Origin of the sequence: Rhizobium mesosinicum (assembly GCF_019511345.1) — a bacterium.
In the GTDB taxonomy this organism is placed as follows: Bacteria; Pseudomonadota; Alphaproteobacteria; order Rhizobiales; family Rhizobiaceae; genus Rhizobium; species Rhizobium mesosinicum.
In genome coordinates this window covers 1-22,782 of record NZ_JAEUAK010000016.1, presented here as the reverse complement: position 1 = coordinate 22,782, position 22,782 = coordinate 1, and the positions used below count along the sequence as shown (strand labels likewise).

General features: G+C 59.6%; 23 protein-coding genes and 2 pseudogenes. 14 read left to right on the top strand and 11 right to left on the bottom strand.

Annotated elements, in window-relative coordinates; genetic code table 11:
- The first annotated feature begins 17 nt into the window (after nucleotides 1-17).
- Both JNB85_RS28210 and JNB85_RS28205 read left to right on the top strand, forming a co-directional pair.
- Entirely contained in the window at nucleotides 18-1,802 is a 1,785-nt protein-coding gene (locus JNB85_RS28210) for an IlvD/Edd family dehydratase (RefSeq protein ID WP_220337710.1), read from the top strand.
- Nucleotides 1,803-1,916: 114 nt separating this feature from the next.
- Nucleotides 1,917-3,763 (top strand): annotated as a pseudogene (locus tag JNB85_RS28205) (putative bifunctional diguanylate cyclase/phosphodiesterase).
- Between the two features lie 66 nt (nucleotides 3,764-3,829).
- Here JNB85_RS28205 and JNB85_RS28200 read toward each other — a convergent pair.
- The 3 genes from JNB85_RS28200 to JNB85_RS28190 all read right to left on the bottom strand — a co-directional run bounded on the left by JNB85_RS28200 (nucleotide 3,830) and on the right by JNB85_RS28190 (nucleotide 5,504).
- A complete protein-coding gene (locus tag JNB85_RS28200) occupies nucleotides 3,830-4,030 on the bottom strand; it encodes a KTSC domain-containing protein (protein WP_112562863.1) in 201 nt (66 codons plus the stop codon).
- Between the two features lie 298 nt (nucleotides 4,031-4,328).
- Nucleotides 4,329-5,168, bottom strand: coding sequence for a DUF6030 family protein (locus JNB85_RS28195; RefSeq protein ID WP_220337709.1), 840 nt, complete (start codon nucleotides 5,166-5,168; stop codon nucleotides 4,329-4,331).
- A 126-nt stretch (nucleotides 5,169-5,294) separates the two neighbouring features.
- Nucleotides 5,295-5,504 carry a KTSC domain-containing protein gene (locus JNB85_RS28190; protein ID WP_220337708.1) on the bottom strand — a complete coding sequence of 70 codons (210 nt, stop codon included), beginning with the start codon at nucleotides 5,502-5,504 and terminating at the stop codon, nucleotides 5,295-5,297.
- 264 nt (nucleotides 5,505-5,768) lie between these two features.
- On the opposite strand from JNB85_RS28190, the gene JNB85_RS28185 reads away from it, so the two are divergent.
- Nucleotides 5,769-6,107: a hypothetical protein gene (locus tag JNB85_RS28185; RefSeq protein ID WP_220337707.1), complete on the top strand. Its 339-nt coding sequence runs from the start codon at nucleotides 5,769-5,771 to the stop codon at nucleotides 6,105-6,107.
- Nucleotides 6,108-6,374: 267 nt separating this feature from the next.
- Nucleotides 6,375-7,223 carry a GNAT family N-acetyltransferase gene (locus JNB85_RS28180; RefSeq protein ID WP_220337706.1) on the top strand — a complete coding sequence of 283 codons (849 nt, stop codon included), beginning with the start codon at nucleotides 6,375-6,377 and terminating at the stop codon, nucleotides 7,221-7,223.
- Here JNB85_RS28180 and JNB85_RS28175 read toward each other — a convergent pair.
- Entirely contained in the window at nucleotides 7,220-8,137 is a 918-nt protein-coding gene (locus JNB85_RS28175) for a DMT family transporter (protein ID WP_220337705.1), read from the bottom strand. The genes JNB85_RS28180 and JNB85_RS28175 overlap by 4 nt on opposite strands.
- Before the next feature lie 188 nt (nucleotides 8,138-8,325).
- On the opposite strand from JNB85_RS28175, the gene JNB85_RS28170 reads away from it, so the two are divergent.
- Entirely contained in the window at nucleotides 8,326-9,624 is a 1,299-nt protein-coding gene (locus tag JNB85_RS28170) for an adenylosuccinate synthase (RefSeq protein ID WP_220337704.1), read from the top strand.
- A 60-nt stretch (nucleotides 9,625-9,684) separates the two neighbouring features.
- Nucleotides 9,685-12,051 carry a hypothetical protein gene (locus tag JNB85_RS28165; protein WP_220337703.1) on the top strand — a complete coding sequence of 789 codons (2,367 nt, stop codon included), beginning with the start codon at nucleotides 9,685-9,687 and terminating at the stop codon, nucleotides 12,049-12,051.
- An 84-nt stretch (nucleotides 12,052-12,135) separates the two neighbouring features.
- Here JNB85_RS28165 and rpoH read toward each other — a convergent pair whose 3' ends face one another.
- Entirely contained in the window at nucleotides 12,136-13,044 is a 909-nt protein-coding gene (gene rpoH, locus JNB85_RS28160) for an RNA polymerase sigma factor RpoH (protein WP_183741582.1), read from the bottom strand.
- Nucleotides 13,045-13,314: 270 nt separating this feature from the next.
- On the opposite strand from rpoH, the gene JNB85_RS28155 reads away from it, so the two are divergent.
- Nucleotides 13,315-13,476 carry an entericidin gene (locus JNB85_RS28155; protein WP_220337702.1) on the top strand — a complete coding sequence of 54 codons (162 nt, stop codon included), beginning with the start codon at nucleotides 13,315-13,317 and terminating at the stop codon, nucleotides 13,474-13,476.
- A 12-nt stretch (nucleotides 13,477-13,488) separates the two neighbouring features.
- Here JNB85_RS28155 and JNB85_RS28150 read toward each other — a convergent pair whose 3' ends face one another.
- The gene (locus tag JNB85_RS28150) at nucleotides 13,489-14,514 is read right to left on the bottom strand and encodes an RluA family pseudouridine synthase (RefSeq protein ID WP_220337701.1); all 1,026 of its coding nucleotides are present in this window, start codon (nucleotides 14,512-14,514) and stop codon (nucleotides 13,489-13,491) included.
- Between the two features lie 42 nt (nucleotides 14,515-14,556).
- Between JNB85_RS28150 and JNB85_RS28145 the strand changes: the two genes are divergently transcribed.
- Together JNB85_RS28145 and JNB85_RS28140 are read left to right on the top strand one after the other, a co-directional pair.
- A complete protein-coding gene (locus JNB85_RS28145) occupies nucleotides 14,557-14,949 on the top strand; it encodes a hypothetical protein (RefSeq protein WP_220337700.1) in 393 nt (130 codons plus the stop codon).
- 7 nt (nucleotides 14,950-14,956) lie between these two features.
- A complete protein-coding gene (locus tag JNB85_RS28140) occupies nucleotides 14,957-15,781 on the top strand; it encodes a TrmH family RNA methyltransferase (protein ID WP_220337699.1) in 825 nt (274 codons plus the stop codon).
- 6 nt (nucleotides 15,782-15,787) lie between these two features.
- On the opposite strand, the gene JNB85_RS28135 is transcribed toward JNB85_RS28140, so the two are convergent.
- Together JNB85_RS28135 and JNB85_RS28130 are read right to left on the bottom strand one after the other, a co-directional pair.
- On the bottom strand, nucleotides 15,788-16,948 hold the full coding sequence (locus tag JNB85_RS28135) for a coiled-coil domain-containing protein (protein ID WP_220337698.1): 1,161 nt from the start codon (nucleotides 16,946-16,948) through the stop codon (nucleotides 15,788-15,790).
- Between the two features lie 129 nt (nucleotides 16,949-17,077).
- Entirely contained in the window at nucleotides 17,078-17,668 is a 591-nt protein-coding gene (locus JNB85_RS28130) for a DUF1134 domain-containing protein (protein WP_183741570.1), read from the bottom strand.
- 181 nt (nucleotides 17,669-17,849) lie between these two features.
- Here JNB85_RS28130 and chpT point away from each other — a divergent pair, with 181 nt between their 5' ends.
- Nucleotides 17,850-18,497 carry a histidine phosphotransferase ChpT gene (gene chpT / locus JNB85_RS28125; RefSeq protein WP_220337697.1) on the top strand — a complete coding sequence of 216 codons (648 nt, stop codon included), beginning with the start codon at nucleotides 17,850-17,852 and terminating at the stop codon, nucleotides 18,495-18,497.
- Between the two features lie 111 nt (nucleotides 18,498-18,608).
- Complete coding sequence (locus JNB85_RS28120; protein ID WP_112562834.1) at nucleotides 18,609-18,971, top strand: response regulator; 363 nt, start codon at nucleotides 18,609-18,611, stop codon at nucleotides 18,969-18,971.
- Nucleotides 18,972-19,095: 124 nt separating this feature from the next.
- On the opposite strand, the gene ctrA is transcribed toward JNB85_RS28120, so the two are convergent.
- Nucleotides 19,096-19,797, bottom strand: coding sequence for a response regulator transcription factor CtrA (gene ctrA, locus JNB85_RS28115; protein WP_007815188.1), 702 nt, complete (start codon nucleotides 19,795-19,797; stop codon nucleotides 19,096-19,098).
- Between the two features lie 435 nt (nucleotides 19,798-20,232).
- Here ctrA and JNB85_RS28110 point away from each other — a divergent pair, with 435 nt between their 5' ends.
- A complete protein-coding gene (locus JNB85_RS28110; RefSeq protein ID WP_007815190.1) occupies nucleotides 20,233-20,583 on the top strand; it encodes a hypothetical protein in 351 nt (116 codons plus the stop codon).
- Nucleotides 20,584-20,699: 116 nt separating this feature from the next.
- On the opposite strand, the gene JNB85_RS28105 is transcribed toward JNB85_RS28110, so the two are convergent.
- Nucleotides 20,700-20,978, bottom strand: a complete 279-nt coding sequence (locus JNB85_RS28105) for a GNAT family N-acetyltransferase (protein WP_220337696.1) — start codon at nucleotides 20,976-20,978, stop codon at nucleotides 20,700-20,702.
- Between the two features lie 102 nt (nucleotides 20,979-21,080).
- On the opposite strand from JNB85_RS28105, the pseudogene JNB85_RS30855 reads away from it, so the two are divergent.
- Nucleotides 21,081-21,500 (top strand): annotated as a pseudogene (locus JNB85_RS30855) (paraquat-inducible protein A).
- 20 nt (nucleotides 21,501-21,520) lie between these two features.
- Here the strand turns inward: JNB85_RS30855 and sciP are convergent.
- Complete coding sequence (sciP, locus tag JNB85_RS28100) at nucleotides 21,521-21,796, bottom strand: CtrA inhibitor SciP (RefSeq protein ID WP_007533628.1); 276 nt, start codon at nucleotides 21,794-21,796, stop codon at nucleotides 21,521-21,523.
- A gap of 399 nt (nucleotides 21,797-22,195) precedes the next feature.
- On the opposite strand from sciP, the gene JNB85_RS28095 reads away from it, so the two are divergent.
- Nucleotides 22,196-22,782 (top strand): autoinducer binding domain-containing protein (locus JNB85_RS28095; RefSeq protein WP_220337695.1); only part of this gene is annotated, 587 nt, incomplete at its 3' end.

The window sequence follows — 22,782 nt, the reverse complement described above, 5'->3', positions numbered from 1 at the left end:
CCGACCGGGAGGAAGAAATGACCGATAGCAAGACCGCCAAGCGACGCCTGCGTTCACAGGACTGGTTCGACAATCCTGACCATATCGACATGACGGCGCTCTACCTGGAGCGCTTCATGAATTACGGGGTGACGCCCGAGGAGTTGCGGTCCGGCAAGCCGATCATCGGCATTGCCCAGAGCGGCAGCGATCTGACGCCCTGCAATCGCGTCCACATCGAGTTGGCAAAGCGCGTGCGTGATGGCATCCGCGACGCTGGCGGCATCCCGATCGAATTTCCGACGCACCCGATCTTCGAGAACTGCAAGCGCCCGACGGCAGCACTCGATCGCAATCTCGCCTATCTCGGCCTTGTCGAAATCCTCTACGGCTATCCGCTCGACGGCGTCGTGCTGACGACCGGCTGCGACAAGACCACACCTTCGGCGATCATGGCGGCTTCGACGGTCGATATTCCGGCGATCGTTCTCTCCGGTGGGCCGATGCTCGACGGCTGGCACGAGGGCAAACTTGCCGGCTCCGGTATGGCGATCTGGCAGTCGCGCCGGAAGCTCGCGGCAGGTGAGATCGATGAAGAAGAATTCCTGCAGACGGCGCTCGATTCGGCACCCTCCGTCGGCCATTGCAACACGATGGGCACGGCCTCGACCATGAATGCGCTGGCCGAGGCGCTCGGTCTGTCGCTGACGGGCTGCGGCAATATTCCTGCCGCCTATCGCGAGCGCGGCCAGATGGCCTATCGTACCGGCCGGCGTGCCGTCGAGATCGTATTCGAGGATCTGAAGCCGTCGGATATCCTGACGCGGGAAGCCTTCCTCAATGCCATCAAGACCAATTCTGCGATTGGAGGATCGACGAACGCCCAACCGCATCTTGCCGCCATGGCGAAACATGCAGGCGTCGAGCTGTACCCCGAGGATTGGCAGTTGCACGGTTTCGACATTCCACTGCTGGCGAATGTGCAGCCGGCGGGTGTCTATCTCGGCGAGAAGTTCCATCGCGCCGGCGGTACCCCTGCCGTCATGTGGGAATTGCTGCAGGCCGGCAAGCTCGACGGTGACTGTCGCACGGTCACCGGCAAGACCATGGCAGAGAATTTGCGGGGGCGTGAGTCAAGGGACCGCGACGTCATCAAGCCTTATAGCGAGCCTTTGAAGGAGCGTGCGGGCTTCCTCGTGCTCAAGGGCAATCTCTTCGATTTCGCCATCATGAAGATGAGTGTCGTATCCGAGGATTTTCGCAAGCGCTACCTGCAGGAGCCGGGCCGGGAAGGTGTCTTCGAGGGCAAGGCTGTCGTTTTCGATGGTTCGGAGGATTACCACAAGCGCATCAATGATCCGGAGCTCGGTATCGACGAGAATACGATCCTCGCCATTCGTGGTGCCGGTCCGCTCGGCTGGCCGGGCTCTGCGGAAGTGGTCAACATGCAGCCCCCGGATCATATCTTGAAGCGCGGCATCAAGAGCCTGCCGACGATCGGTGACGGGCGCCAGTCCGGCACTTCTGACAGTCCCTCGATCCTCAATGCCTCGCCGGAAAGTGCGGCAGGCGGGGGGCTGGCATGGCTCAGGACCGGCGACATCATTCGCATCGATTTCAATCAGGGGCGTTGCGATATGCTGGTTGATGAGGTTGAAATCGAGCGCCGCAAGGGCGATGGAATCCCGCTGGTGCCTGATGATGCGACGCCGTGGCAGCGAATCTATCGCAAGACGGTGACGCAGCTGTCAGATGGTGCGGTGATCGACGGCGCGGTCGACTTCAGGCAGATTGCCAGGAACCCACCGCGACACAATCATTGATTAAAACAATACTGATCGAAAAGAAGGCAGTCGTAACGATCGGTTCACCTAGTAACTAGTTCGGTACTTACGAAAAGGCTTCATTAATGAGGCTTGCGACTATATTATGAATTCTTGCAGGCTTCGAAGGCTGAAACGAATTGCCCGAGAATAGACCAACGCGATCAGAGAGAGAGTTCCAGGATCTTCTTCGGCGACTGGAGCTGGCGCTTGATGCTTCGCAAATTGGTGTGTGGGAGCACAGCATCAATAAGGATTCTATTCTCTGGGATGCACAGATGCACCGTCTCTACGGCACCGGCCAGACAAATCGAGAGGTGTCTACGCGTGTCTGGTCGAACGCCATACATCCTGACGATAGGGAGCAGGCCGAGCGGGATTTCGAAAAAGCGGTTGCCGCCCGCGGCGCCTATAATTCTCAGTTTCGCATCATTCTGCCAAGCGGCGAGATCCGCTATCTGCGCTCACGTGCGCATTTCTATGTCGATGAGGAGGGCACTCCCTCCTTCATCGGTGCCGAATGGGACGTGACATCCGATGTGCTGCTCAATGCCGAGCTTGGCAAGCAGAAGATGATGGCCGAGGCCCGGGCGCTGGCGCTTGAAGAAAGCAATGCCCGGATCGAGCATGTCGCCAATCATGATTATCTGACCGGCATGCCGAACCGGCGCCTGCTCGACAGGCGGCTGGCAGCGCTGCTGGCGGACAAGAGTGTGTCGACGCTTGCCGTTCTGCATCTCGATCTCGACCAGTTCAAACAGATCAACGACAGCCACGGTCACGCAGCTGGCGATGCTGTGTTGCGCACCGCATCGCTCAGAATAGCCGCAGCCATTCCCTCGGATGGTATGGCCGCCCGTGTTGGTGGCGACGATTTCGTCATCGTGCTCATCAATTTCGCTGGCCTCGATGCGCTGAAGGCGATCGTCGAGGATGTGCAGCGGCGACTGCGGAAGAAAATCCGCTTCGGACAGGAGATGCTGCAATCCGGTGCGTCGATCGGTGTATCCTGGAGCAGCGATAAAAGGGCACGCAACCTGCTCGCCGAATCCGATCTGGCTCTCTATCAGGCAAAAAAGCTCGGACGCAACCGCATCGAATTCTTCAGCCGACAGCTTCAGGACGACTTGCGCGGCAAGCGTCGCCTGGCCGAGGATCTCGCCCAAGCCCTAGAGCAGGGCGAGATCATTCCCTACTATCAAGTGCAGCTCGATGCGCGCACCCGCGAGATTACCGGGCTGGAAGCGCTGGCGCGCTGGAACCATTCGGAGAAAGGCGTGCTTGCGCCAGGCTTGTTTCTGCGCCTTGCGGATGAATACGGGCTTTCGGCGGAGATCGATGCCGCTGTCCTGCAGCGCGCGCTTGAAGATCGCGTCACATGGCTGGCGATGGGCTGCCACGTGCCGCGCATCGCCGTGAACATTTCGCCTGGGCGTCTTACCGACCCCGCTTTGCTGGACAAGCTGCGCCGATTGGCTATCCCGCCGGGCGCCATCGTCTTCGAGCTGGTAGAAACGATCTTCCTGGACGATTGCGACGAGAAATTCCTCGTCAACATCGACCTGATCAAGCAGATGGGCATTGATATCGAGATCGACGATTTCGGCTCCGGCCATGCTTCGCTCATCGGCCTTGTACGGCTGAAGCCGAAACGCCTCAAGATCGATCGCCAACTCGTCACCGATGTGGTGGAATCGGCCGAGCAGCGGCGCGTCGTCGGGTCGATCGTCGAGATCGCCAAGGCACTCGATGTGGAGGTGATTGCAGAAGGGGTGGAAACCGAAGCCCATGCCGTGACGCTGTCGTGGCTCGGCTGCGACAGCCTGCAAGGTTTCGCGCTTGGCTATCCCTCCAGCGCCGCCGATACGGCCCGCCTTCTCGCATCGACCGGCCACGACGGCAAATCCCCAAGTGTGGCGGCTGAGATTGGGGCTGAAGTTTTGTCGATGAATGGAATGTGAGGCCGATTTCGGTTCAACGATACGCTCGGTACCGACACGGCACGCCTTGGGTGCGTGCCGTATTTCTCAGGTAGTGCGGAAGCGGCCCCGGATCTGGCTCATGTAGAAGTCGCCAGGAGATGCTGCTGCGGTCAGTCCGACGACGATGCCTTCGGGGACATCCTCGTAATGACGGCGTTGGCCGTTGGTCAGATAGAGCGTGAGATGTCTAGTCTCGCGCTCGTAATCGATCGCTTCGATGAGTTTGGACTGAAGTCTAGTTTCCATCCGGTACTCCCCGATGTGTTTCGCGCGACAGAGGTGGCTGCTGGATACGACGAGCGGTTCAAGGCAGGCTCAAAGCTAATCTCTGGTCGATTCGAGTCAAGGATCGAAAGGGTTGAGCCGCACCTATTTTGAGTTAAATGCGTCTGAAGTTTGACGCGCTAGATTATCGGCCATCGCCATGAAAATGGAGTACGCCCTCCAATGGGCGCAAGCACTTCCAACCTGATCGCTCGCTGGTCGGTGCGATTAGGTCGGATGCGGGGCAGGCGGCCGCCACAACTCGTTGTCAGCGAAGTGATCAGGCGCGTCGCCAGAAGATGAATTCCGGCACTTGCCAGGAGGGATCGGGCGCGGGCAACCAGGTCTTCGGGGAAAAGTAATCCTTCGTGCGGCGCTGTTGGGCGGAGTTCTCCTGAAGCAGGAGCGTGAAGTTGAAGGCGCCCGGCCGCGAATATTCCTGGGTGAAGTTGATGAGGACACCGAAGCCTTCCTCCTTCACATCCTTAAGATTGCGGATTGCCGTCAGGGCATCATGGAAATCCAGCCACGCCGGTTGCGTCAGCATGGTTTCGAAGATGCGCACTATGGCCGGATCAAGCTGGCCGTTACTGTCGGTCGCGGGACCGACGAGCTTCACGCGCATGCTTGTAATCATGCCTCTGCCATTGCCGCGCACCACGAGGAAGAGCGAGCTGACGACATGCTCCTTCTCCTTCTTGTAGACATGTTCGTAGGAACATTCGAACGTATCGGAATTGAAGGCCGTTTCCGCCCATTCGCTGGTTTCCACGCCGGCTGAGCGCAGCGCCTCGCACATGACAGGGCCAGAAATCCGCCAGGTGCGCAGGAAAGCGCTTGCAAGCGCCGGCTGCGGCAGATCGAGCGTGCGCGGCGCGATCTTGATGCTGACGGGTTCAGTGCGGCGGAAGATCTTAGGCGGCGGAGGAGGCGGAGGTGCCGCGGGCGGAAATAGTTCTATGCCGAAGGAGCGAGCCAGCGACTTCAGATGCCGCATGTCATTCGACAGCAGCACAGTTGCCCCGACAATTGAAACGGACAGAACAATCAGCAACCACATGACGGCGCGGCCGTTTCGCGGCTGCGGCGCCAGTTTCATGTTCTGATCGGACGACGGCATCGTCAGTTCGCGAGACCTCGGACAATGAAAGTCATCATTTATAAGGCTCGCGTTGATGTGGCAATCGATCTCGACCGGAGCAAGGCACAATAGATTAAGCCGCTCCGATGCAGCGATCGAAGTCTGTCAGGCCGCGATACGGCGATACCGTGTTCTGATCCGGTCGATATAATACTGGCCCGGAGAGGGCGCCGCCACCATGGTGCTGACGTCGTCGGCCGGTACCCCGTCGAACAGGCGCTCTTCGCCGTTGCGGAAACGGATGCGCAAGCGCCCGTCTTCCTGGCTGAAATAGACGTTCTGGATAATCCGGGATTTAACTGGAACTTCGTGCATTGTTTTTTGTCCCTGTTTCGTTTTGCGGCACCTTAAAAGTAAGGATGCGAAAATACCGTCAAGGCGTATGGTAAAGATTGTTTTCTGTCGGAACAGAGACAGTCTAAAAAATCGCGTTTCAATAAAATTGTACAGATCGACTTAAAAAGCCTGCAAATACCGGCATGTAGAGTGACCCTCATGAAAGCGGCCGGGCATGGACAGATGCAACCGTCGCTACGGCCAGGCGGAAATCGCCGACCGACCGGAAACGGGGATTTTAAGATGAGCAGACTTCCTCTCGCCGCCGCACTCGCGATCACAATATCGGCTGCAAGTCAGCCGGCCTTTGCCTTCGGCCCGGGCGGCTTCGGCCGCGATCTCATATACACCTCGGCCATCGGCCATCTGCCCGAGGAGCCGTTGACAACGAGCGCCGGTTTCGTTCGCCCGAACGTGCCCTTTGCTCTGCGGGCTCCGGTACAGGTGGAAAGCAGGGTCCCTGAGCTCAGGGCCTATTCCCAGCAGCTGACCATCGTCGTCAGCTTCGTTTTCGACAGCGTTCTCAGCCAGGCTGCCCAGACCATCGGTACTGCCGAAGCGCTGGGTTCATTTCTGCGCTAGGGTTTAAATACTAGATACTGCAGTCTTTCGATTTGCACTCGCCGGAAGGATCCTGCGGGCGCAGTAATTTTCTTGAGATTGCAATTACATTGTTTCATGGTAAGGCGGGATCGAAGTTCTTTTGCATTGCATTTCAAACGACGATACGCATCGTTCAAGCCGTGAACGCGAGTTCATCATGACCGGTCTGAGCGCCGGGGCAATCGTCTTGACGATTGCTTGGCGCATGGCGGAATGGACTAGCGGGTTTCAATCTGGGAAGGTTGCATGAATTCGGAATTTGCCGTTCGTTCCATGCGGCCAGGCGAACTGGAGCTCGCGCTGGAATGGGCACGCCAGGAAGGCTGGAATCCCGGCCTCGACGATGCGATCGCATTCCACGAAGCCGATCCTTCCGGATTTTTTGTCGGTGCCATCGGTGAGGTGCCGGTCGGTTCTATCTCCGTCGTCAAATATGGCGACAATTTCGCCTTTCTCGGTCTTTATATCGTGCATCCCGAGTTCCGCGGCCGGGGCTTCGGCAAGGCGATCTGGAATGCCGGCATCGCTTCGGCAGGAGACCGTACGATCGGCCTCGATGGCGTTGCGGCCCAGCAGGCAGCCTATCGCAGAGCCGGTTTCGAGCTTGCCTATCGCACGATCCGCTATGGCGGCGTGCCGGCATCGGTGCCGCAATCGTCACTCGCCGCGCAGCCGGTTCCGGATGCGCGGCTCGAAGGTCTGCTGCGCTATGACAGCAGTATCTTTCCGCAGCCCCGTGCCGCTTTCCTTGCTGCCTGGTGCACGGCCCGCAAGGGGCGCAGCTCGCTCGTCGTGCGCAGGAGCGGCAAGATCCGCGGTTACGGCACGATCCGCCGCTGTTATGAGGGCTACAAGATCGGCCCGCTTTTTGCCGGCGACGCCGATAGCGCTGCGGCCCTTCTGGCGGGCCTCATTCCGCAGGCACACGGCGCGTCGATCTATATCGATATCCCGGCGGCCAATGCCGAGGCGATTGCACTTGCAGAAAGCGTAGGGCTCGAACCAGTCATGGAAACCGCGCGTATGTATCGCGGTCCGGCGCCGGAAACCCCGCTGAAAAACGTCTATGGCGTGACGACGCTGGAGCTTGGTTAGTCGACAGGCGAAGCGGCCACGGTGGTCGCAGCCGACTTCGGCCGCCCCTTTTCGGCGATGGCGATGCCGCCGAGGGTCAGCACCAAGGCAATCATGTGGAAAAGCTGCAGGGTTTCGCCGAGCAGGGCGACGGACAGCAGCGTGCCGAAAACCGGGACGAGGTTGATGAACAGGCCGGCGCGATTGGCGCCGATCTCCTCGACGCCCCGGATATAGAGTATCTGCGCCAGCAGGGAGGCGAATATTGCCGTGTAGAAGGCAATCGCCCAGCCTTCGCCATCCGGCCATTGAGCCGCGCCGCGGGAGGCTTCCCAAAGAAGCGGCGGCAAGGCAGTCAGGGCCGCGCCGAGTGCCGGGATCGCCATCAGCGTGCGCCAGTCGACGATGGGCTTCCATCTGAGGAAAATCGTATAGACGGCATAGGCGGCGACGGCGATCAGCATCAACGCATCGCCGCGGTTCAGACTAAGCTGCAGCAGAGTTTCGAGATCGCCATGCGCTGCCGTCAACGCCACGCCGACAAGCGTCATGCCGAAGCCAACGACCTGGGCCAGCGAAACGCCGGTGCGGAAAAAAACGAAATTCAGCAGGAAGATCAGCATGGGAATGCCGGCCTGTTCGATCGCGACATTGATCGCCGTCGTGTATTGGACGGCCGAATAGAGCATCGCGTTGAAAGTCGTGTAGCCGATGACGCCATAGAAGAAGAGGAGAGGCAGATTCTTGCGCACCACCGGCCAGTCCTTCCGCAACTGCGGCAGTGAAATGGCGGCGATCAGTACGACGGCCAGGAACCAGCGCAGGAAGGTCAGCATCATCGGGCTGACATGGCCGAGTGCCAGCTTGCCTGCGACAGCATTGCCGCCCCAGCAGAGAGTTGCAACGACGAGGCAGATATAGGCTGTAGCTTGCAAGTTGCTTTTCCCGTCTTTGGCGTCTCTGGCAGGCTTTTTATGACCGGCTTTAGCCTGCCGGCGGCTGATTTGTCACGTAAAAAGCCGAATCTGCTGTGACAACAGGGTCGCTTTCCCAAAAACAAAGCTTTATAGATGCGCGGGTTTGAGCAGGTGTGCGGTTCTCCGCCGGTAACAGGAAGAGTTTGATGACGAACGTGGTCGTGGTCGGTTCGCAGTGGGGCGACGAAGGCAAGGGCAAGATTGTCGATTGGCTTTCAGAGCGCGCCGATATTGTTGTGCGCTATCAGGGCGGACACAATGCGGGCCATACGCTCGTCATCGACGGCACGAGCTACAAGCTCTCGCTGCTGCCTTCCGGCGTCGTGCGCCCCGGCAAGATGGCGGTTATCGGCAACGGTGTTGTGGTCGATCCGCATGCGTTGATCGCCGAGATCGGCCGGCTGGAAGCACAGGGCGTGAAGGTGACGCCTGAGAACCTGCGCATCGCCGACAACGCGACCCTCATCCTTTCTCTGCACCGCGAGCTCGATGCCTACCGCGAAGATGCAGCTTCCAACAGCGGCACCAAGATTGGCACGACACGCCGCGGCATCGGCCCGGCCTATGAAGACAAGGTCGGCCGCCGCGCCGTCCGCGTCATGGACCTTGCGGACCTCGAAGCCCTACCGGGCAAGGTCGACCGCATTTTGACACACCACAACGCACTCCGCCGCGGCCTCGGCGTGGCCGAAGTCAGCCACCAGACGATCATGGACGAGCTGACCTCGATTGCCGACCGCGTGCTGCCCTTCCGCGATACGGTCTGGCTGTTCCTCGACAAGCAGCGCCGCAAGGGCGCCCGCATCCTTTTCGAAGGTGCGCAGGGCAGCCTGCTCGATATCGATCATGGCACCTATCCCTTCGTGACCTCGTCCAACACCGTAGCCGGCCAGGCCGCTGCCGGTTCGGGCATGGGGCCGGGTTCGCTCGGCTATATCCTCGGCATCACCAAGGCCTATACGACGCGAGTCGGCGAAGGTCCGTTCCCGACCGAGTTGACGGACGAGATCGGTCAGTTCCTCGGTGAGAAGGGCCATGAGTTCGGCACGGTGACGGGCCGCAAGCGCCGTTGCGGCTGGTTTGACGCCGCGCTGGTGCGCCAGTCGGTCGCCACCAACGGCATCAGCGGCATCGCGCTCACCAAGCTCGATGTGCTCGATGGTCTCGACGAACTGAAGATATGCGTCGGCTACATGCTCGACGGCGAGCAGATCGACCATCTTCCGGCAAGCCAGGCGGCTCAGGCTCGTGTCGAGCCGATCTACGTCACGCTGGAAGGCTGGAAGGAATCGACGGTCGGCGCTCGCAGCTGGGCGGATCTGCCGGCGCAGGCGATCAAGTATGTTCGCCAGGTCGAAGAGCTGATCGGCGCGCCTGTCGCGCTTCTTTCCACCAGCCCCGAGCGTGACGACACCATACTTGTGACCGATCCGTTTGAGGATTAATGTCGCGGGTCACCTAAGGCGACCGTTCGGGAGTATGCCGGACTTCTTGAGAAAGTACTGATGGCGGATTTTATTGCAGTTATTCGGCGGGCAGTCGACGGCCTGTCTGAAAATACGCCCGAGATGCGGGTGAAGGTCTACGAGCGTGCACGCGGCGCGGTGCAGCGGCAGCTCGAGAACATGAAGCCGCGTCCGCCGGAAGCCATGCTGCAACGCCAGCTCGACAAGCTCGAGGCCGCAATCCGCGAAGTCGAGGGCGAACACTCGGAAGCCGTGCCTGTCGAGGAACCGATCGCAGCCGCTCCCGAACCAAAAGTCCACGAGGAGCCTGCGCTGGAGCATGAGCCTGCAGCAGAGACGGCCCCTGTTGCCGAGGCACCTGACCACGAAAGTCATGAGCAAGAGGATGTGGAGCATCCGGTCTACGAGCAGCCTGCTGAGGCCGAAGAGGTCGTTCAAGAGGCCGTTCCCGCCGAAGAGGCGGTGCCCGAGCATGCTGAATGGCATCCGCCCCATGAGGAGGAAGCGCCTACAGAAGAATGGCGCGCGCCGGAGCAGGCCGAAGTTCATGCCGAGCCCGAGAGCGCTCATGAGCCCGGGGAGGAATATTATCCGGAAGAACCGCGGCCGGAGGAGGTCGCTGCCGAGCCGGTAGCCGAATCCGCCCATGAGGTGGAGGAAGAGCTTCAGCGCGAAGAGGACCATCAGCCGATTCCACGCGGCATTGACCGTGCGTCCAATCGGCTCGTCGAGCCGATGGCCGATTTCGAACAGCAATCGCAGCCGCAAACCAGCGACTTCATCGAGCATGCGCGCGAAGAGCCGGTCGCAATGGATGCGGCGGCGCATTTCGATCGCATGTGGTCCGAACCGGTTGCCGAGACGCCAGCTCCTATACCGCAGGAAGCCGAGACTGAATGGGCGCGGGAAGAACTCCATTCCTTTGCCGAGGCCGCGCCCGCCGTCCCCGCCGACGCTTCGGCACGCGCTTTCGATGAGGTTTCGACGCTCGCAAACAGCGCTTCGCCGGCAGTCATGCCGGCCGCCAAGGAAAACTTCTCCTGGGAGGCGGCCGCTTTCGACGATCTGCCGCCGATCGAGGCCGGCACGGGCAAGAAGACACCAGCTGCCGCGCATTTCGACGATGTTGATATCTTTGCGGAAGTGCATGCCGGCAATGGTTCCGGTTCTGCGACACCCCCACCGACAGCTCCCAGTGAGGGCTGGCGTGAGGCGCGTGCGCTGCGCGGCTATGACCGGCCCAACGCTGTCACCGATGACGACGACAGCAATCCGCCGATGGATCTGGACCAGATCGTCGCTTCCAAGCTGCAGGGCAAGAACTTTCGCATGGAGCCGAAACGCCGCCGCTTCGGCATCGGCACGATTCTCGCGATCCTCGTGACGCTGGGCATTCTTGGCGGTGGCGCATATGCCGGCTGGATGAACCGCGAAGCTGTCATGGAAATGGTCAACGGTCTCGTCAGCTCCGCACCGTCGCAGGCCGTGCGCGACGATCCGGCGACGTCTCCGGCGCAGCAGAACAGCGCGCCGGCTGCGAGCCAGCCAACAGATCAGAGTGCCGCCAGCCCGCCGGCGCGGCCGAACCAGGAAGTTGCCTCGCTGGACGGATCGGCGGCCAATGCCAAGTTCACCCAGCGGCTGCTTGCCGATGGCACCGAGGTCGATAACGGCCCGGCAGCAGTGCCGGGAACGCCGACGGCGGAAGGCAAGTCGGTTGCCGAGCAGAACGTCGCTGCAGCCGATAGCAGCACGCCGAGCGTCCAATCCGATGCCGCGCCTGCCGAAAACCTGACGCCGAATGGCCCGGTTGCGGCACCCGCGGCGCAGAACACGCCTGTCGGTGCCACAGAAAAGATGTTCCTCTACGAAGAGCGGATTGGTGAAAGCTCTCCAACGGCAATCGAAGGATCGGTTGTCTGGACCGTGCAGCATGAAGCCGGGCAGGGCGGCCGCCAGGAAGCTACGGTGCAGGGCAACGTCACCGTGCCGGAGCGCAATCTTTCGGCTCTCCTGACCTTCAAACGCAATTCCGACCCGTCGCTGCCGGCAAGCCATCTCGTGGAAATCGTCTTCTCGGTTCCGCCGAATTTCGAAGGCGGCAGCATCGACAGCGTCCAACGCATCTCGATGAAGCGCACGGAACAGGACCGCGGCGATCCGTTGATCGCGGTGCCGGCCAAGATTACCGACGATTTCCACATGATCGCGCTCAACGATTATCCGGACGCGCGCAAGGCCAACCTGGACCTGCTTGCCACGCGCGACTGGATCGACGTTCCGATCACCTATCGCAACGGCCGCCGGGCGCTGCTGACCATGCAGAAGGGTGCCACTGGGGGGAATGCCTTCGGTACGGCGATCAAGGAATGGATGGCGCTAGGAGATCTCTCGACCAGCCAGTAAGGCCGGGTCCGGAGCCCCGAGAAATCATGCATAAGAAAAGGCGGGCCGCAAGGACCCGCCTTTTTCATATCATGAGACAACGGCTTATGCTGTGGCTTCGACCACACGCACGGCCTTGGCACGCTCCAGCGCTTCCTTGCGAACCGCATCCTGCACCTTTTCAAAGGCGCGGACTTCAATCTGGCGGACACGCTCGCGGCTGATATCGAACTCGGCTGAAAGGTCTTCCAGTGTCACCGGATCTTCAGCAAGGCGGCGAGCCTCGAAGATGCGGCGTTCGCGATCGTTCAGCACGCTCATGGCCTTCGACAGCATACGGCGACGCGTATCGAGCTCATCCTGCTCGATCAGCACGTCTTCCTGGCTGTCGTGGTCGTCCACGAGCCAGTCCTGCCACTGGCCGCTGTCGCCTTCGGAGGCCTTGATTGGGGCGTTCAGCGATGCGTCGCCGGAAAGGCGGCGGTTCATCGAAACGACCTCTTCCTCAGAGACGTTCAGCTTGGTGGCGATTTCGGTGACGTGCTCCGGCTTCAGGTCGCCCTCATCGATAGCCTGGATACGGCCCTTCAGGCGGCGCAAGTTGAAAAATAGCCGCTTCTGATTGGCGGTCGTGCCCATCTTTACCAAGGACCACGAACGCAGGATATATTCCTGGATCGAAGCCTTGATCCACCACATGGCGTATGTGGCAAGGCGGAAACCGCGTTCCGGATCGAACTTCTTGACGGCCTGCATGAGGCCGACGTTACCTTCGGAAACGACTTCGCCGATCGGCAGGCCGTAGCCGCGATAGCCCATGGCAATCTTCGCGACGAGGCGAAGGTGGCTGGTGACGAGCCTGTGTGCGGCGTCGCGATCACCGTGCTCGGAGTAACGCTTGGCGAGCATGTACTCTTCCTGCGGCTCCAGCATCGGGAATTTGCGGATTTCGTCGAGATAACGATTGAGACCGGCTTCGCCGGCGGTAATGGACGGCAAGTTATTTCGGGCCATGATTGCACCCTCCTTATATGGATTCCGGTTCCCGATGGAACGCGCCCTCGCGTTAAAGGCAAACCGGGACATGCGGCTCTCTCCAAGCCCGCAGTAAGTCCATTTACAGATAAGTATGGCGAAACAGGGATTCAAGGCCGCTTCGGCGTTCACGAGAGCGTTATCCGGCTTTTGCCAGAGCCAACCAGAGGCATTGATTTTATTGGCGGCTGCCGCATTTTTCCAGTGGCGGCGGTACTCTTGCCCAGCCGCTTTCACGAGGGGAACCAGATGATCAGACCAGCCCTTGCCGCCATCCTGCTGCTTTCAATTTCGGCCGCTCTTTCGTCCTGCGGAAATACCGCGAGGGGCCTGGCGCAGGACGGGCGCGACACCAGCCACGCTCTCGACAATGCCACTCATCGGGTCCTGGGCGCCGGCGCCAAGAAATAGCGAAGGCTGATCTCAGCTTCGCAGCGCCTCGGCAAGCTCCACCATATCAACCGGTAGCGGCACTTCGAAATGCATCACTTCGCCGGTGCGGGGATGCTCGAACTGCAGCATGTAGGCATGCAGCGCCTGTCGGTCGAAAGCCTTGACGACCTTACCGGCCTCGTCGGGCAGAAGATTGGCCTTGGTCTTGAAGCCGGCGCCATACACGGTATCACCCAGCAGCGGATGGCCGATATAGGCCATATGGACACGGATCTGATGCGTGCGGCCGGTTTCCAGGTGGCATTCGACGAGCGAGGCAAGCGCGCTGGCATCCGGGCTTTCATGGAAGCGCTCGAGCACTTCGTAATGGGTGATCGCCTCGTCGGCACTCTCGTTTTCGGGGCGCTTGACGGCACGGCGGGTGCGGTCGCCGGTGGCGCGGCCGAGCGGGGCGTCGATCGTGCCCGAGAGAGAGCGCGGACGACCCCAGACGATCGCCTGATAGGCGCGTTCCAGCGGCATGGTGCGACCATGGTCGGCGAACTGCAGCGAGAGATGGCGATGTGCCATATCGTTCTTCGCGACGACCATGACACCGGTCGTATCCTTGTCGAGGCGGTGAACGATGCCAGGGCGGCGCACGCCGCCGATGCCGGAGAGGGTGTCGCCGCAATGGTGGATAAGCGCGTTGACGAGCGTACCGGTCCAGTTGCCGGGACCGGGATGGACGACGAGACCAGCCGGCTTGGAGATGACGATGACGTCATCATCCTCGTAGAGGATATCGAGCGGAATGTCCTCGCCCTTTGGCGCCGGGTCTTCCGGTTCAGGCAGGATGATCTCGTAGCTTTCGCCGGCTCGCACCTTCTTTTGGGGATCGGTAATCGGCGCGCCTTTCAAAAAGACTTGCCCATCCTTGATTAGCGCCTTGATGCGGCTGCGGGAAAATTCCTCGCCGACCTGCGCGGTCAGCCAGGCGTCGAGGCGGCCTTCGGCTGTCTCATCGGCGGTCAGGACTTTTCTATTGTCATCTGCTTGTTTAAAGGGGTCGCTCAAGACGCTTCTTCTCCGACGTATTTTTAGAACGGGACGCCATAGATGACGAAATTCGAGCCAGCCGACGACGAGCAGGAAGAAAAGCCTCTTGATCCGGCTATGGAAAATGTCCGGCGCAAGATGGTTCGCCTGCAGATCGTCTCGGGCGCCATCATGTTCGTGAGCCTTATGGCGGTCTTCGGCGCTGTTGTCTACAAGGTGACGCGTACCGAGCCTTCGCAGACTGCAACGTCCGCAGGCTCTTCCGGTGTTCCCTCCGACGCGCCGGTGAATTCGACGGCCTCGCTGCCGCTCGGCTTCAAGATCGAGCAGACATCGCTTTCGGGCGGACAGATCCTGTTTTACGGCACGGCGGTCGATGGCAAGCGCAAAGCCCTAGTCTTCGATATCAAAGCGGGGCGCATCGTGGCTGACATCACGTTGTCGGGCAATTGAGGCCGGCATGGCCGGACAGCCCCTCACGATCGAAACCTCGGACGATCTGCGGATCGCGGAATTTCGCGATATTCGCGAGCGCGACCTGACGGGCCGGCAGAGCCGCTTCATCGCCGAGGGTACTGTCGTGCTGCGCATGCTCGCCGATGCACATGCGGCAGGTAGAGGATTTTCAGCCGAGAAGATCTTGCTGCTCCGCAATCGGCTCGACGGCGTGGCGGAGATACTGGACCGCTTTCCGAAAGACGTCCCCGTTTATGTGGCCGACGCCGATGTTCTCGATGGTATCGTCGGCTTCAACATGCATCGCGGCGTGCTTGCGCTCGGCCGCCGCGAGCAGGCGACGGAAGCCATGCTTCTCGATGCGCTACCCCAGGAGGCGTTGGTTCTCGTCGGCTGCGGCATTTCTAATCACGACAATGCCGGGTCGATGTTCCGCAACGCCGCGGCCTTCAAGGCGGATGCTATCCTTCTTGATGAGACCTGCTGCGATCCGCTCTACCGCAAGGCACTGCGCGTTTCGGTCGGCTCGGTCCTGAGCATGCCCTACCATCGCGGCGGCGATGCGCTCGCTCTTCTCTCTGGTCTTGCCGAGCGCGGCTTTGCAATCTGGACGCTTTCGCCCCGCGGCGAGACCGATATCCGGCAGATACCGGCCTCCAATCGCATGGCGCTCGTCGTCGGCACAGAGGGCGAGGGGCTGCCGGAGGCGGTGCTTTCCCGTTTCCGCAGTGCGCGCATTCCGCAATCTGATGGGCTGGACAGTCTCAACGTGGCGACGGCGACGGGCATTGCGCTCTTTGCCATATCTTCGGTGATGGCACGGATCTGACGAGGGTCAGCGCTGCGGATCGGCGATGATCGCAGCTGCGCGGTCAGCGAGGTTCACGCGGTCGTTCGGTCCTTTCTTCTCCCCGCCTTCAGGCAGGAGGGACCGGATCGGAGAAGATGAGCCTTCCTTGAGCGCAGTGAGGGCCACGACGCTGGCGGCGATCGAGGTGATTTCCTCGCGAAGGGCGCCATCACGACCGGTGTTGTTTCTTGCCTTCTGCAGGTGGTCGGCAAGTGCCGCACTGCGCCGGCGCGCATTGTCGCTCATCTGCTCTGTGATAGCAGCGAGATCAAGTTCAGAGGTTTCTGCTTCGTTGGTTGTGTCGGCGCCGAGATCGACAATAGCTTTGGAGAGGCCGGCATCACGCAGGACCTTGGCGGCCTTGCGAAGTTCGGCATTTGCAGCCTTCAGCTGATCCTTCAGTTTGGCGATTTCCTGCTGCCGGCGGCCGAGCAGAGCTTCCTTGTCCGCGGCAGAGGCGGCCTCACGGGCGGCTCTGTCTTCCAGGCGAATGACCATGTGCTGCTGCTGGCTGAGCTTCTGTTCGGCGTCCTTAGCGCGCTTCTGCAGTACGGTAACGTCCTGGCGCATCGTATCGCGTTCGTCGCGCAGGGCATTGGCGCGGAACTTCAGGTTCTCGGCCTCGGTTTCACGGGCGGCAAGGTCGATCTTCAGGTTGTTGGCCTGTTCCGTGATCTTGGCAAGCCGCGCCCGCAGCGTTTCCAACTCGCTATCCTTGTTGGAGCCGGCCTGTTCGGCAATATGCAGGCTCGTCTTCAACTGGCTGATATAGTTCTCGTCCTTGCGCAAATGGGAGCGCTGCTCGGCGGCTTCTACCTGCATTTCGCCGATCTGTGCGCGTGCCTCATTGAGTTCAGAGGCAAGCCTGCCGGCATCGACGGCGAGTGCGTCGTGGCGAAGCTGCAGGGAGAGCGACTTCTCGCGTTCGCGGTGCAGGTCCTGTGCGGTGCGGGCGTTTTCAGCGGCGTAGAGTGCGCGCGCCATGTCCTTCTGCGCCCGCACTTCCTGCGGGCTCAGCGGCATCGTCGCCTTGAGGCGGTTTTCCGTATACCAGACGATGCGGCGATGGACGGCGGGCGAAACCAGAAAGACGAGAAAGGCCGCGGTCAGGAAGCCCAATCCGAACAAAAGAGCATATTCGATCACGGCACGGCCATCGATACAAAGGTTGATACGGGTCAGTCCAGTTGATTAAGCACGCAGGGCGCACATCGGCAAGGCTGCGGGCACCGGCAAGACCATATTCCCAAGGATAGTAGCGCCGATTTCAGCTTTTCAAAAGGGGTTCCAGGTCGGGTTCGGAGTGACCTTAAGATAGCCGACATTGATGCCGAGGCGGGCGCCGATACCGGTGCGGATCGGAACGACGAGAACATTGTTGTTCTTCAGAAGCGTCATGCCGAAGCCGGCAATGACATAGGCCGAGCCGCTGACGCCGCCGAAACGCGCATAGATAGAGTCGATGGACGGCAGGTCGTAGACCAGCATCATGACGCGGGAGCCCTGGCCACCATAGTCGATGCCGAGAGATGGACCCTGCCAGTAAAGCGGATGCTCGCCAGCATTCTTCGTATTGAGCTGGCCTTCGCCATAAGTGAGGCCGGCAATGAAGGCGCCTCCACCTTCCTGACCGAGAATATAACCGTTCGGCAGGCCGTATTTCTGGAAGGCGCTTTCGACGACCTTGGCGAGGCCGCCACTGGTTTCGCCGAAGAAGGAATGACCGGCATCGACGATTTCCTGCATCGTGTACTGGCCGTTGTTCTGCTGGGCTGCGGCCTGTCCGGTAACGATTACCGACGATACCATGATAGCGGTCAGCAACCTGCAGAAGCCGATAAATCTTCCCAGAAATTGGAGGCGCATGATGTCATCCATTCATCATTGTCGGGGGCATTGGCATTTGATGCATTTTGCGCCGATCGTCTTAACAATCGGTTTACCAAATATGGTGTCATTATGGCGGCGAGTACGGTCGCAAACTTCGCGCAATTTTGATCAGGCACACTACCGGGTGGAATGACACTGCCGCCCTCAGGAGACGATGATGTCCAAGAACCCGAATCTCACTCTGTCCGGCCCGGACCTGGCAGCACTTCTTTGCAGTCGTGTGTGTCATGATGTGATCTCACCCGTCGGCGCGATCAACAACGGCCTGGAGCTTCTCGACGAGGGCGGAGCAGATTCGGACGCGATGGATCTTATCCGCACGAGCGCCCTCAATGCTTCGGTCCGTCTCAAATTCGCCCGCCTTGCCTTTGGCGCATCCGGTTCCGTCGGCGCCTCGATCGATACCGGCGAGGCCGAACGTGCAGCCAAGGACTTCGCGATGGCCGAAAAGAAGACCGAGGTAACCTGGAACGGTCCGCGCGCGATCGTCGCCAAGAACAGGGTCAAGCTGCTCCTGAACCTATTCCTGGTCGCATATTCTTCCATTCCGCGTGGCGGCAATCTGGATATCACGCTGGAAAATCCGGAATTCGATGCAAGCTTCAAGCTCGTCGCCAAGGGCAAGCTGATGCGCGTGCCGCCGAAATTCGTCGAAATCGCCACCGGTACCGTCGAAGAGGCGATCGATGCGCATTCGATCCAGCCTTACTATACCGTACTGCTGGCCGAAGAATGCGGCATGGTTCTGGATCACGCGGTTAGCGCCGAAGAGATCGTCTTCACCGCCAAGATCGCTGCCGCGTAATTCACCGATTGCTGATCGAAGCAGCGGTGGTAACGATTCTTTAGCCTGATCAACCTATGCTCGAAGGTTAGAGAAGGCCCTCGACGGAGACAGCGAGGGGTCAGGAGCGCCATGCAGAGATTCATGATCACCGACAGTTCGGACATCGTTCGCAAGGTCGGCAAGCGAATCCTTTCCGAACTCGATTTTCTGGTCAGCGAAGCTTCGAACGCCGAGGAGGCGCTGCAACGCTGCCAGGCCGAACTTCCCGAATATCTGATCGTCGATTCAGGCATGGAGGGAGCGCTCGATCTCATCGCCGCCATCCGCGCCATGGACGGCGGCAAAGAGGTGAAGATCTATTATTGCGTCATCGAGGCCGACCTGAAGAAACTGATGGCCGGTAAGCGGGCAGGGGCCACCGACTTCCTGCTGAAGCCCTTCGACCGCAAGATACTCACCGCCGTGTTCGGAAATCGCGCAATCGCCGCCTGAGCAGTCGCGCAAATCGTCGACGTGAGCCGTCCTTCTGGGCGGCTTTCATTTTGGAGATGGCGGCGCCAAAACAAAAATCCCGCCACGCAGGCGGGATTTTTAGGATAAGGGGATTTCCGGCGGATCAGGCGGTTTCGGCGTATTCGGCGCCATCGGGTTCGCGCAGCACATAGCCACGTCCCCAGACGGTTTCGATATAGTTGGCGCCGCCGGCAGCATTTGCGAGCTTCTTGCGCAGCTTGCAGATGAAGACGTCGATGATCTTCAGTTCCGGCTCGTCCATACCGCCATAGAGGTGGTTCAGGAACATTTCCTTGGTGAGCGTGGTGCCCTTGCGGAGCGAGAGAAGCTCCAGCATCTGATATTCTTTGCCCGTCAGGTGAACACGCTGGCCGCCGACTTCGACTGTCTTGGCGTCGAGGTTGACGATGAGCTCGCCCGTGATGATGACCGACTGGGCATGGCCCTTGGACCGGCGGACAATGGCGTGGATACGGGCGACGAGTTCGTCCTTGTGGAACGGCTTGGTCATGTAGTCGTCGGCGCCGAAGCCGAGGCCACGAACCTTGTCTTCGATGCCGGCCATGCCCGAGAGGATGAGGATCGGCGTCTTGACCTTCGACAGGCGCAGAGTGCGCAGCACTTCGTATCCGGACATGTCGGGAAGGTTCAGATCGAGAAGGATGATATCGTAGTCATACAACTTGCCCAGATCCACGCCTTCTTCGCCGAGATCTGTCGTATACACATTAAAACTCTCAGATTTGAGCATCAGTTCGATGCTCTGCGCCGTGGCGCTGTCATCCTCGATGAGTAGTACCCGCATAATTATCCCCTTTACCGCCGCCGAAAGGTGGCATGGCCCCCTACGCGATACCGAATAAGCTACGTGATTTGGAAGCTGCCACGAAATGGTTAACAAATTCTAATTCACTCTGGCAAGGAATATCGAATTTATTAAATAATTTTTCCATTTCTCTGTTTTCCAATGAGAATCCCAGAACTCGCTTCTCAACTTTCACATTAAGAAATCAAGCTAAGTGATTCATCCGACTCGCTAATGAAAAGGTTCGGGTTCCTGTCCTGGCATTTACCGAGCCTTAAATCATCGGGCCTATCATTAACGATGCCCGTAAACGAAAGGTTACCAGCGGTAGGTTTTTGTTAATATCGCAGGAAATTTTTCGGCAAACCGTGTCAAAGCGGCGCGCAAGGGCGGTTTCTAGTTGAGCCGGGGTCTCGCATCACGGGAGTAATGCGTATGAAGTCGCGTGAGAGCCTCGTTCGCCTGAAAGAGTTTCAGGTTAACGAAAAACGTCGTCAGTTGCAGCAGTTGCAGATGATGATGTCAGAATTTGAACGGATGACGAAGGACCTGGAGAGCCAGATCGTCGTTGAGGAAAAGAAGTCCGGTATTTCCGATCCGAATCACTTTGCATATCCGACCTTCGCGAAGGCCGCACGTCAGCGCGCCGACAATCTTCAGGTTTCGATCAAGGAACTGAAGGTTCAGGAGGAGGCGCTGGAACTGGCGCTCGAGGAAATGCAGGCGGAATATGCCAGGGCAACGGCGCTCGAAGAGCGTGACGGCGCAGTTCGCGTCCGGGCCTGATGAATGTTGCAGGCGCCGGTCCCGGCGCCTTGGGGGATAACCACAGAAGCCATGCATGACGGGCGCGGTGTCCGTCATGCATGGCTTTTGGTGTTTCTATCGTCTGGCGGATGTTCTCAATTCACCACGTCGTTCCATTCCGGATGGCGCTGCGCCTGTGATTTGAAGAAGGGGCACAGCGGGATGATCTTCCAGCCGCCCTCGCGAGCTGCCTCGACCGCATGAAGAGCGAGCGCCTGGCCGACGCCCTTGCCGCGTAAAGCATCCGGGACGCCTGTATGATCGATGATGATGAGTTTCGGCGATGTGCGGGAATAGGTCATTTCCGCTTCATGGCCTTCCAGCGCCGCAACATAGCGGCCGCCGGAAGTGGTTTCCTCAATTCTGATATCCATCTTTATCTCCTGACGAATTTGAATATGTGATCGGGAACGTGACATGGCGGCGTCGGCATGCCAACCGTGGCGGCAGGAGACAGTGTGTTCAAGCGGAGGGGATTGAACGGGCTCTCGGTGGTCCGGCTCGTGCTATTGGCGGCGGCACCGTTTCTTCTGGCGCCTGGCCTCGCGCTGCCGCTCATTTCGCTTCGAGAGGTTCTGGTTTTTCGATGAGACGCCGTCACCGCTGGAAATCGTGTCATCACTCTGAAATGGGTGAGTGGCCGGGTGCGACACTGGTTACGCAATCGTAGTGGCGGTTTTGAAAGTGACCGGAATCGCGGCTTAGTCCATGGCTGCCGACGGCACCGGCAGCCTGTTTTATCGCACCGTCGTACCGCGTCGTGATGGTGATTGCGACATCGATCGCTGGGACCTGCGAACAGGTTTACGCAGACCGGCATGCGGTGTTGCGCGGCCTCGGCAATGATTTCGGGCCTTCTTCATTCCCTCAAGGGAAATGCGTCCGGCCCGAAATAATCAACTGGAATGGAGCGGGATCAGTGGCGGTACTGCTGGATGCGCGTGGTGCGCAGGCCGGCGAGACCGTGGCTGTTGATAGACGACTGCCAAGAAAGGAATTCTTCGACAGTGAGCGTGTAACGCTCACAAGCTTCTTCCAAGCTCAACAAGCCACCGCGAACAGCCGCGACAACCTCTGCCTTCCGGCGGATGACCCAGCGCCGCGTATTCGGCGGCGGAAGATCCGCAATCGTCAGGGGGCTGCCATCGGGGCCGATGACATATTTCACTCGGGGACGTATCATTTCGGTCATTGGACTCTCTACACAACGCAAGACCACGGGCGCCACTCTAACTTGCCACATTTAAAAATTGCCTAAACGCATCGTAAGACTTTGATAACAACTTTAGACGCTGCCCGAGGGGCCTGATTTGCGGAACCCTGCCGCTACGTCAATTTGATGCGGCTGCATGGGAGCCATGCGGAATAAATGTTAGATGTTTCCCCCGGACAATCTTATAAGCGCTGCAACATAAGGATGAGCGCAAAGACTTCGTCTTCGTTCTTCTCGCAGCATCATGAAGATTGCCGTTTGAATGCTTCGTATCCTTCGGATGCGGGGCACATGGCGTCTTTCCTGATCGTCCGGCGCGTCCGATCCGCGGCTGGTTGCGAGGCCGAGTCGAAGCCAGGCCCTTGAAGGAACGAGACAATGAACAGACGTGAACGCGCAGTCCGCGACTGCGCCGATAATACCGCATTTTCAGCGTTCAGCGCCTGTTCCGCGGGCATTTCCGCTGTCGAGGGTGCAAGCCGCCTAGACGAGCTGACGAAAGCCGCCGGGTTCGAATTCCACCTGTTTTCCGTATTCCCGCGCGGGGACCGGACGGCCTTTCTCGAAAACAAAGTGATCAGCAACTGGCCGCAGAGCCTCGTCAACTTTTACGAGGAGGCGGACCTCTTCTATTGTAGTAAGCTGGTCGCCGCCATGAAGCGCACGATCATGCCTGTCTTCTGCGAAGAGGGGCCTTTTGGCGGCACTGCAGCGAATCAGGAAAACCGCCGTCTGAACGCGATGTTTCAGATGCACGGGCTGAAGCAAACGTTCGCTTTCGCGCTCCACGACGCTGACCTGAAACAATACATCTTCGCGTTTTCGGGTTCGGGCGGCGTGCCCAGCCGCGAGGCGGCGATGGCGCTGGTTTATGGCTGCATGGAGCTTTTAGACAGGCTGGCGAGCGCAGAAAAGCCGGACGACCGGCCATCGGAAAGCCTGACCCGGCGGGAGATCGAATGCCT

Excerpts from the sequence above, each read along its gene's own strand:
- ctrA (WP_007815188.1), bottom strand. The coding sequence starts at position 19,797 with ATGCGGGTACTACTCATCGAGGATGACAGCGCCACGGCGCAGAGCATC.
- JNB85_RS28170 (WP_220337704.1), top strand. The coding sequence starts at position 8,326 with ATGACGAACGTGGTCGTGGTCGGTTCGCAGTGGGGCGACGAAGGCAAG.
- JNB85_RS28180 (WP_220337706.1), top strand. The coding sequence starts at position 6,375 with ATGAATTCGGAATTTGCCGTTCGTTCCATGCGGCCAGGCGAACTGGAG.
- chpT (WP_220337697.1), top strand. The coding sequence starts at position 17,850 with ATGTCCAAGAACCCGAATCTCACTCTGTCCGGCCCGGACCTGGCAGCA.
- JNB85_RS28140 (WP_220337699.1), top strand. The coding sequence starts at position 14,957 with ATGGCCGGACAGCCCCTCACGATCGAAACCTCGGACGATCTGCGGATC.
- JNB85_RS28105 (WP_220337696.1), bottom strand. The coding sequence starts at position 20,978 with ATGGATATCAGAATTGAGGAAACCACTTCCGGCGGCCGCTATGTTGCG.
- JNB85_RS28110 (WP_007815190.1), top strand. The coding sequence starts at position 20,233 with ATGAAGTCGCGTGAGAGCCTCGTTCGCCTGAAAGAGTTTCAGGTTAAC.
- JNB85_RS28130 (WP_183741570.1), bottom strand. The coding sequence starts at position 17,668 with ATGCGCCTCCAATTTCTGGGAAGATTTATCGGCTTCTGCAGGTTGCTG.
- JNB85_RS28200 (WP_112562863.1), bottom strand. The coding sequence starts at position 4,030 with ATGGAAACTAGACTTCAGTCCAAACTCATCGAAGCGATCGATTACGAG.
- JNB85_RS28190 (WP_220337708.1), bottom strand. The coding sequence starts at position 5,504 with ATGCACGAAGTTCCAGTTAAATCCCGGATTATCCAGAACGTCTATTTC.
- rpoH (WP_183741582.1), bottom strand. The coding sequence starts at position 13,044 with ATGGCCCGAAATAACTTGCCGTCCATTACCGCCGGCGAAGCCGGTCTC.
- JNB85_RS28165 (WP_220337703.1), top strand. The coding sequence starts at position 9,685 with ATGGCGGATTTTATTGCAGTTATTCGGCGGGCAGTCGACGGCCTGTCT.
- JNB85_RS28195 (WP_220337709.1), bottom strand. The coding sequence starts at position 5,168 with ATGCCGTCGTCCGATCAGAACATGAAACTGGCGCCGCAGCCGCGAAAC.
- JNB85_RS28155 (WP_220337702.1), top strand. The coding sequence starts at position 13,315 with ATGATCAGACCAGCCCTTGCCGCCATCCTGCTGCTTTCAATTTCGGCC.
- JNB85_RS28120 (WP_112562834.1), top strand. The coding sequence starts at position 18,609 with ATGCAGAGATTCATGATCACCGACAGTTCGGACATCGTTCGCAAGGTC.
- sciP (WP_007533628.1), bottom strand. The coding sequence starts at position 21,796 with ATGACCGAAATGATACGTCCCCGAGTGAAATATGTCATCGGCCCCGAT.
- JNB85_RS28145 (WP_220337700.1), top strand. The coding sequence starts at position 14,557 with ATGACGAAATTCGAGCCAGCCGACGACGAGCAGGAAGAAAAGCCTCTT.
- JNB85_RS28210 (WP_220337710.1), top strand. The coding sequence starts at position 18 with ATGACCGATAGCAAGACCGCCAAGCGACGCCTGCGTTCACAGGACTGG.
- JNB85_RS28185 (WP_220337707.1), top strand. The coding sequence starts at position 5,769 with ATGAGCAGACTTCCTCTCGCCGCCGCACTCGCGATCACAATATCGGCT.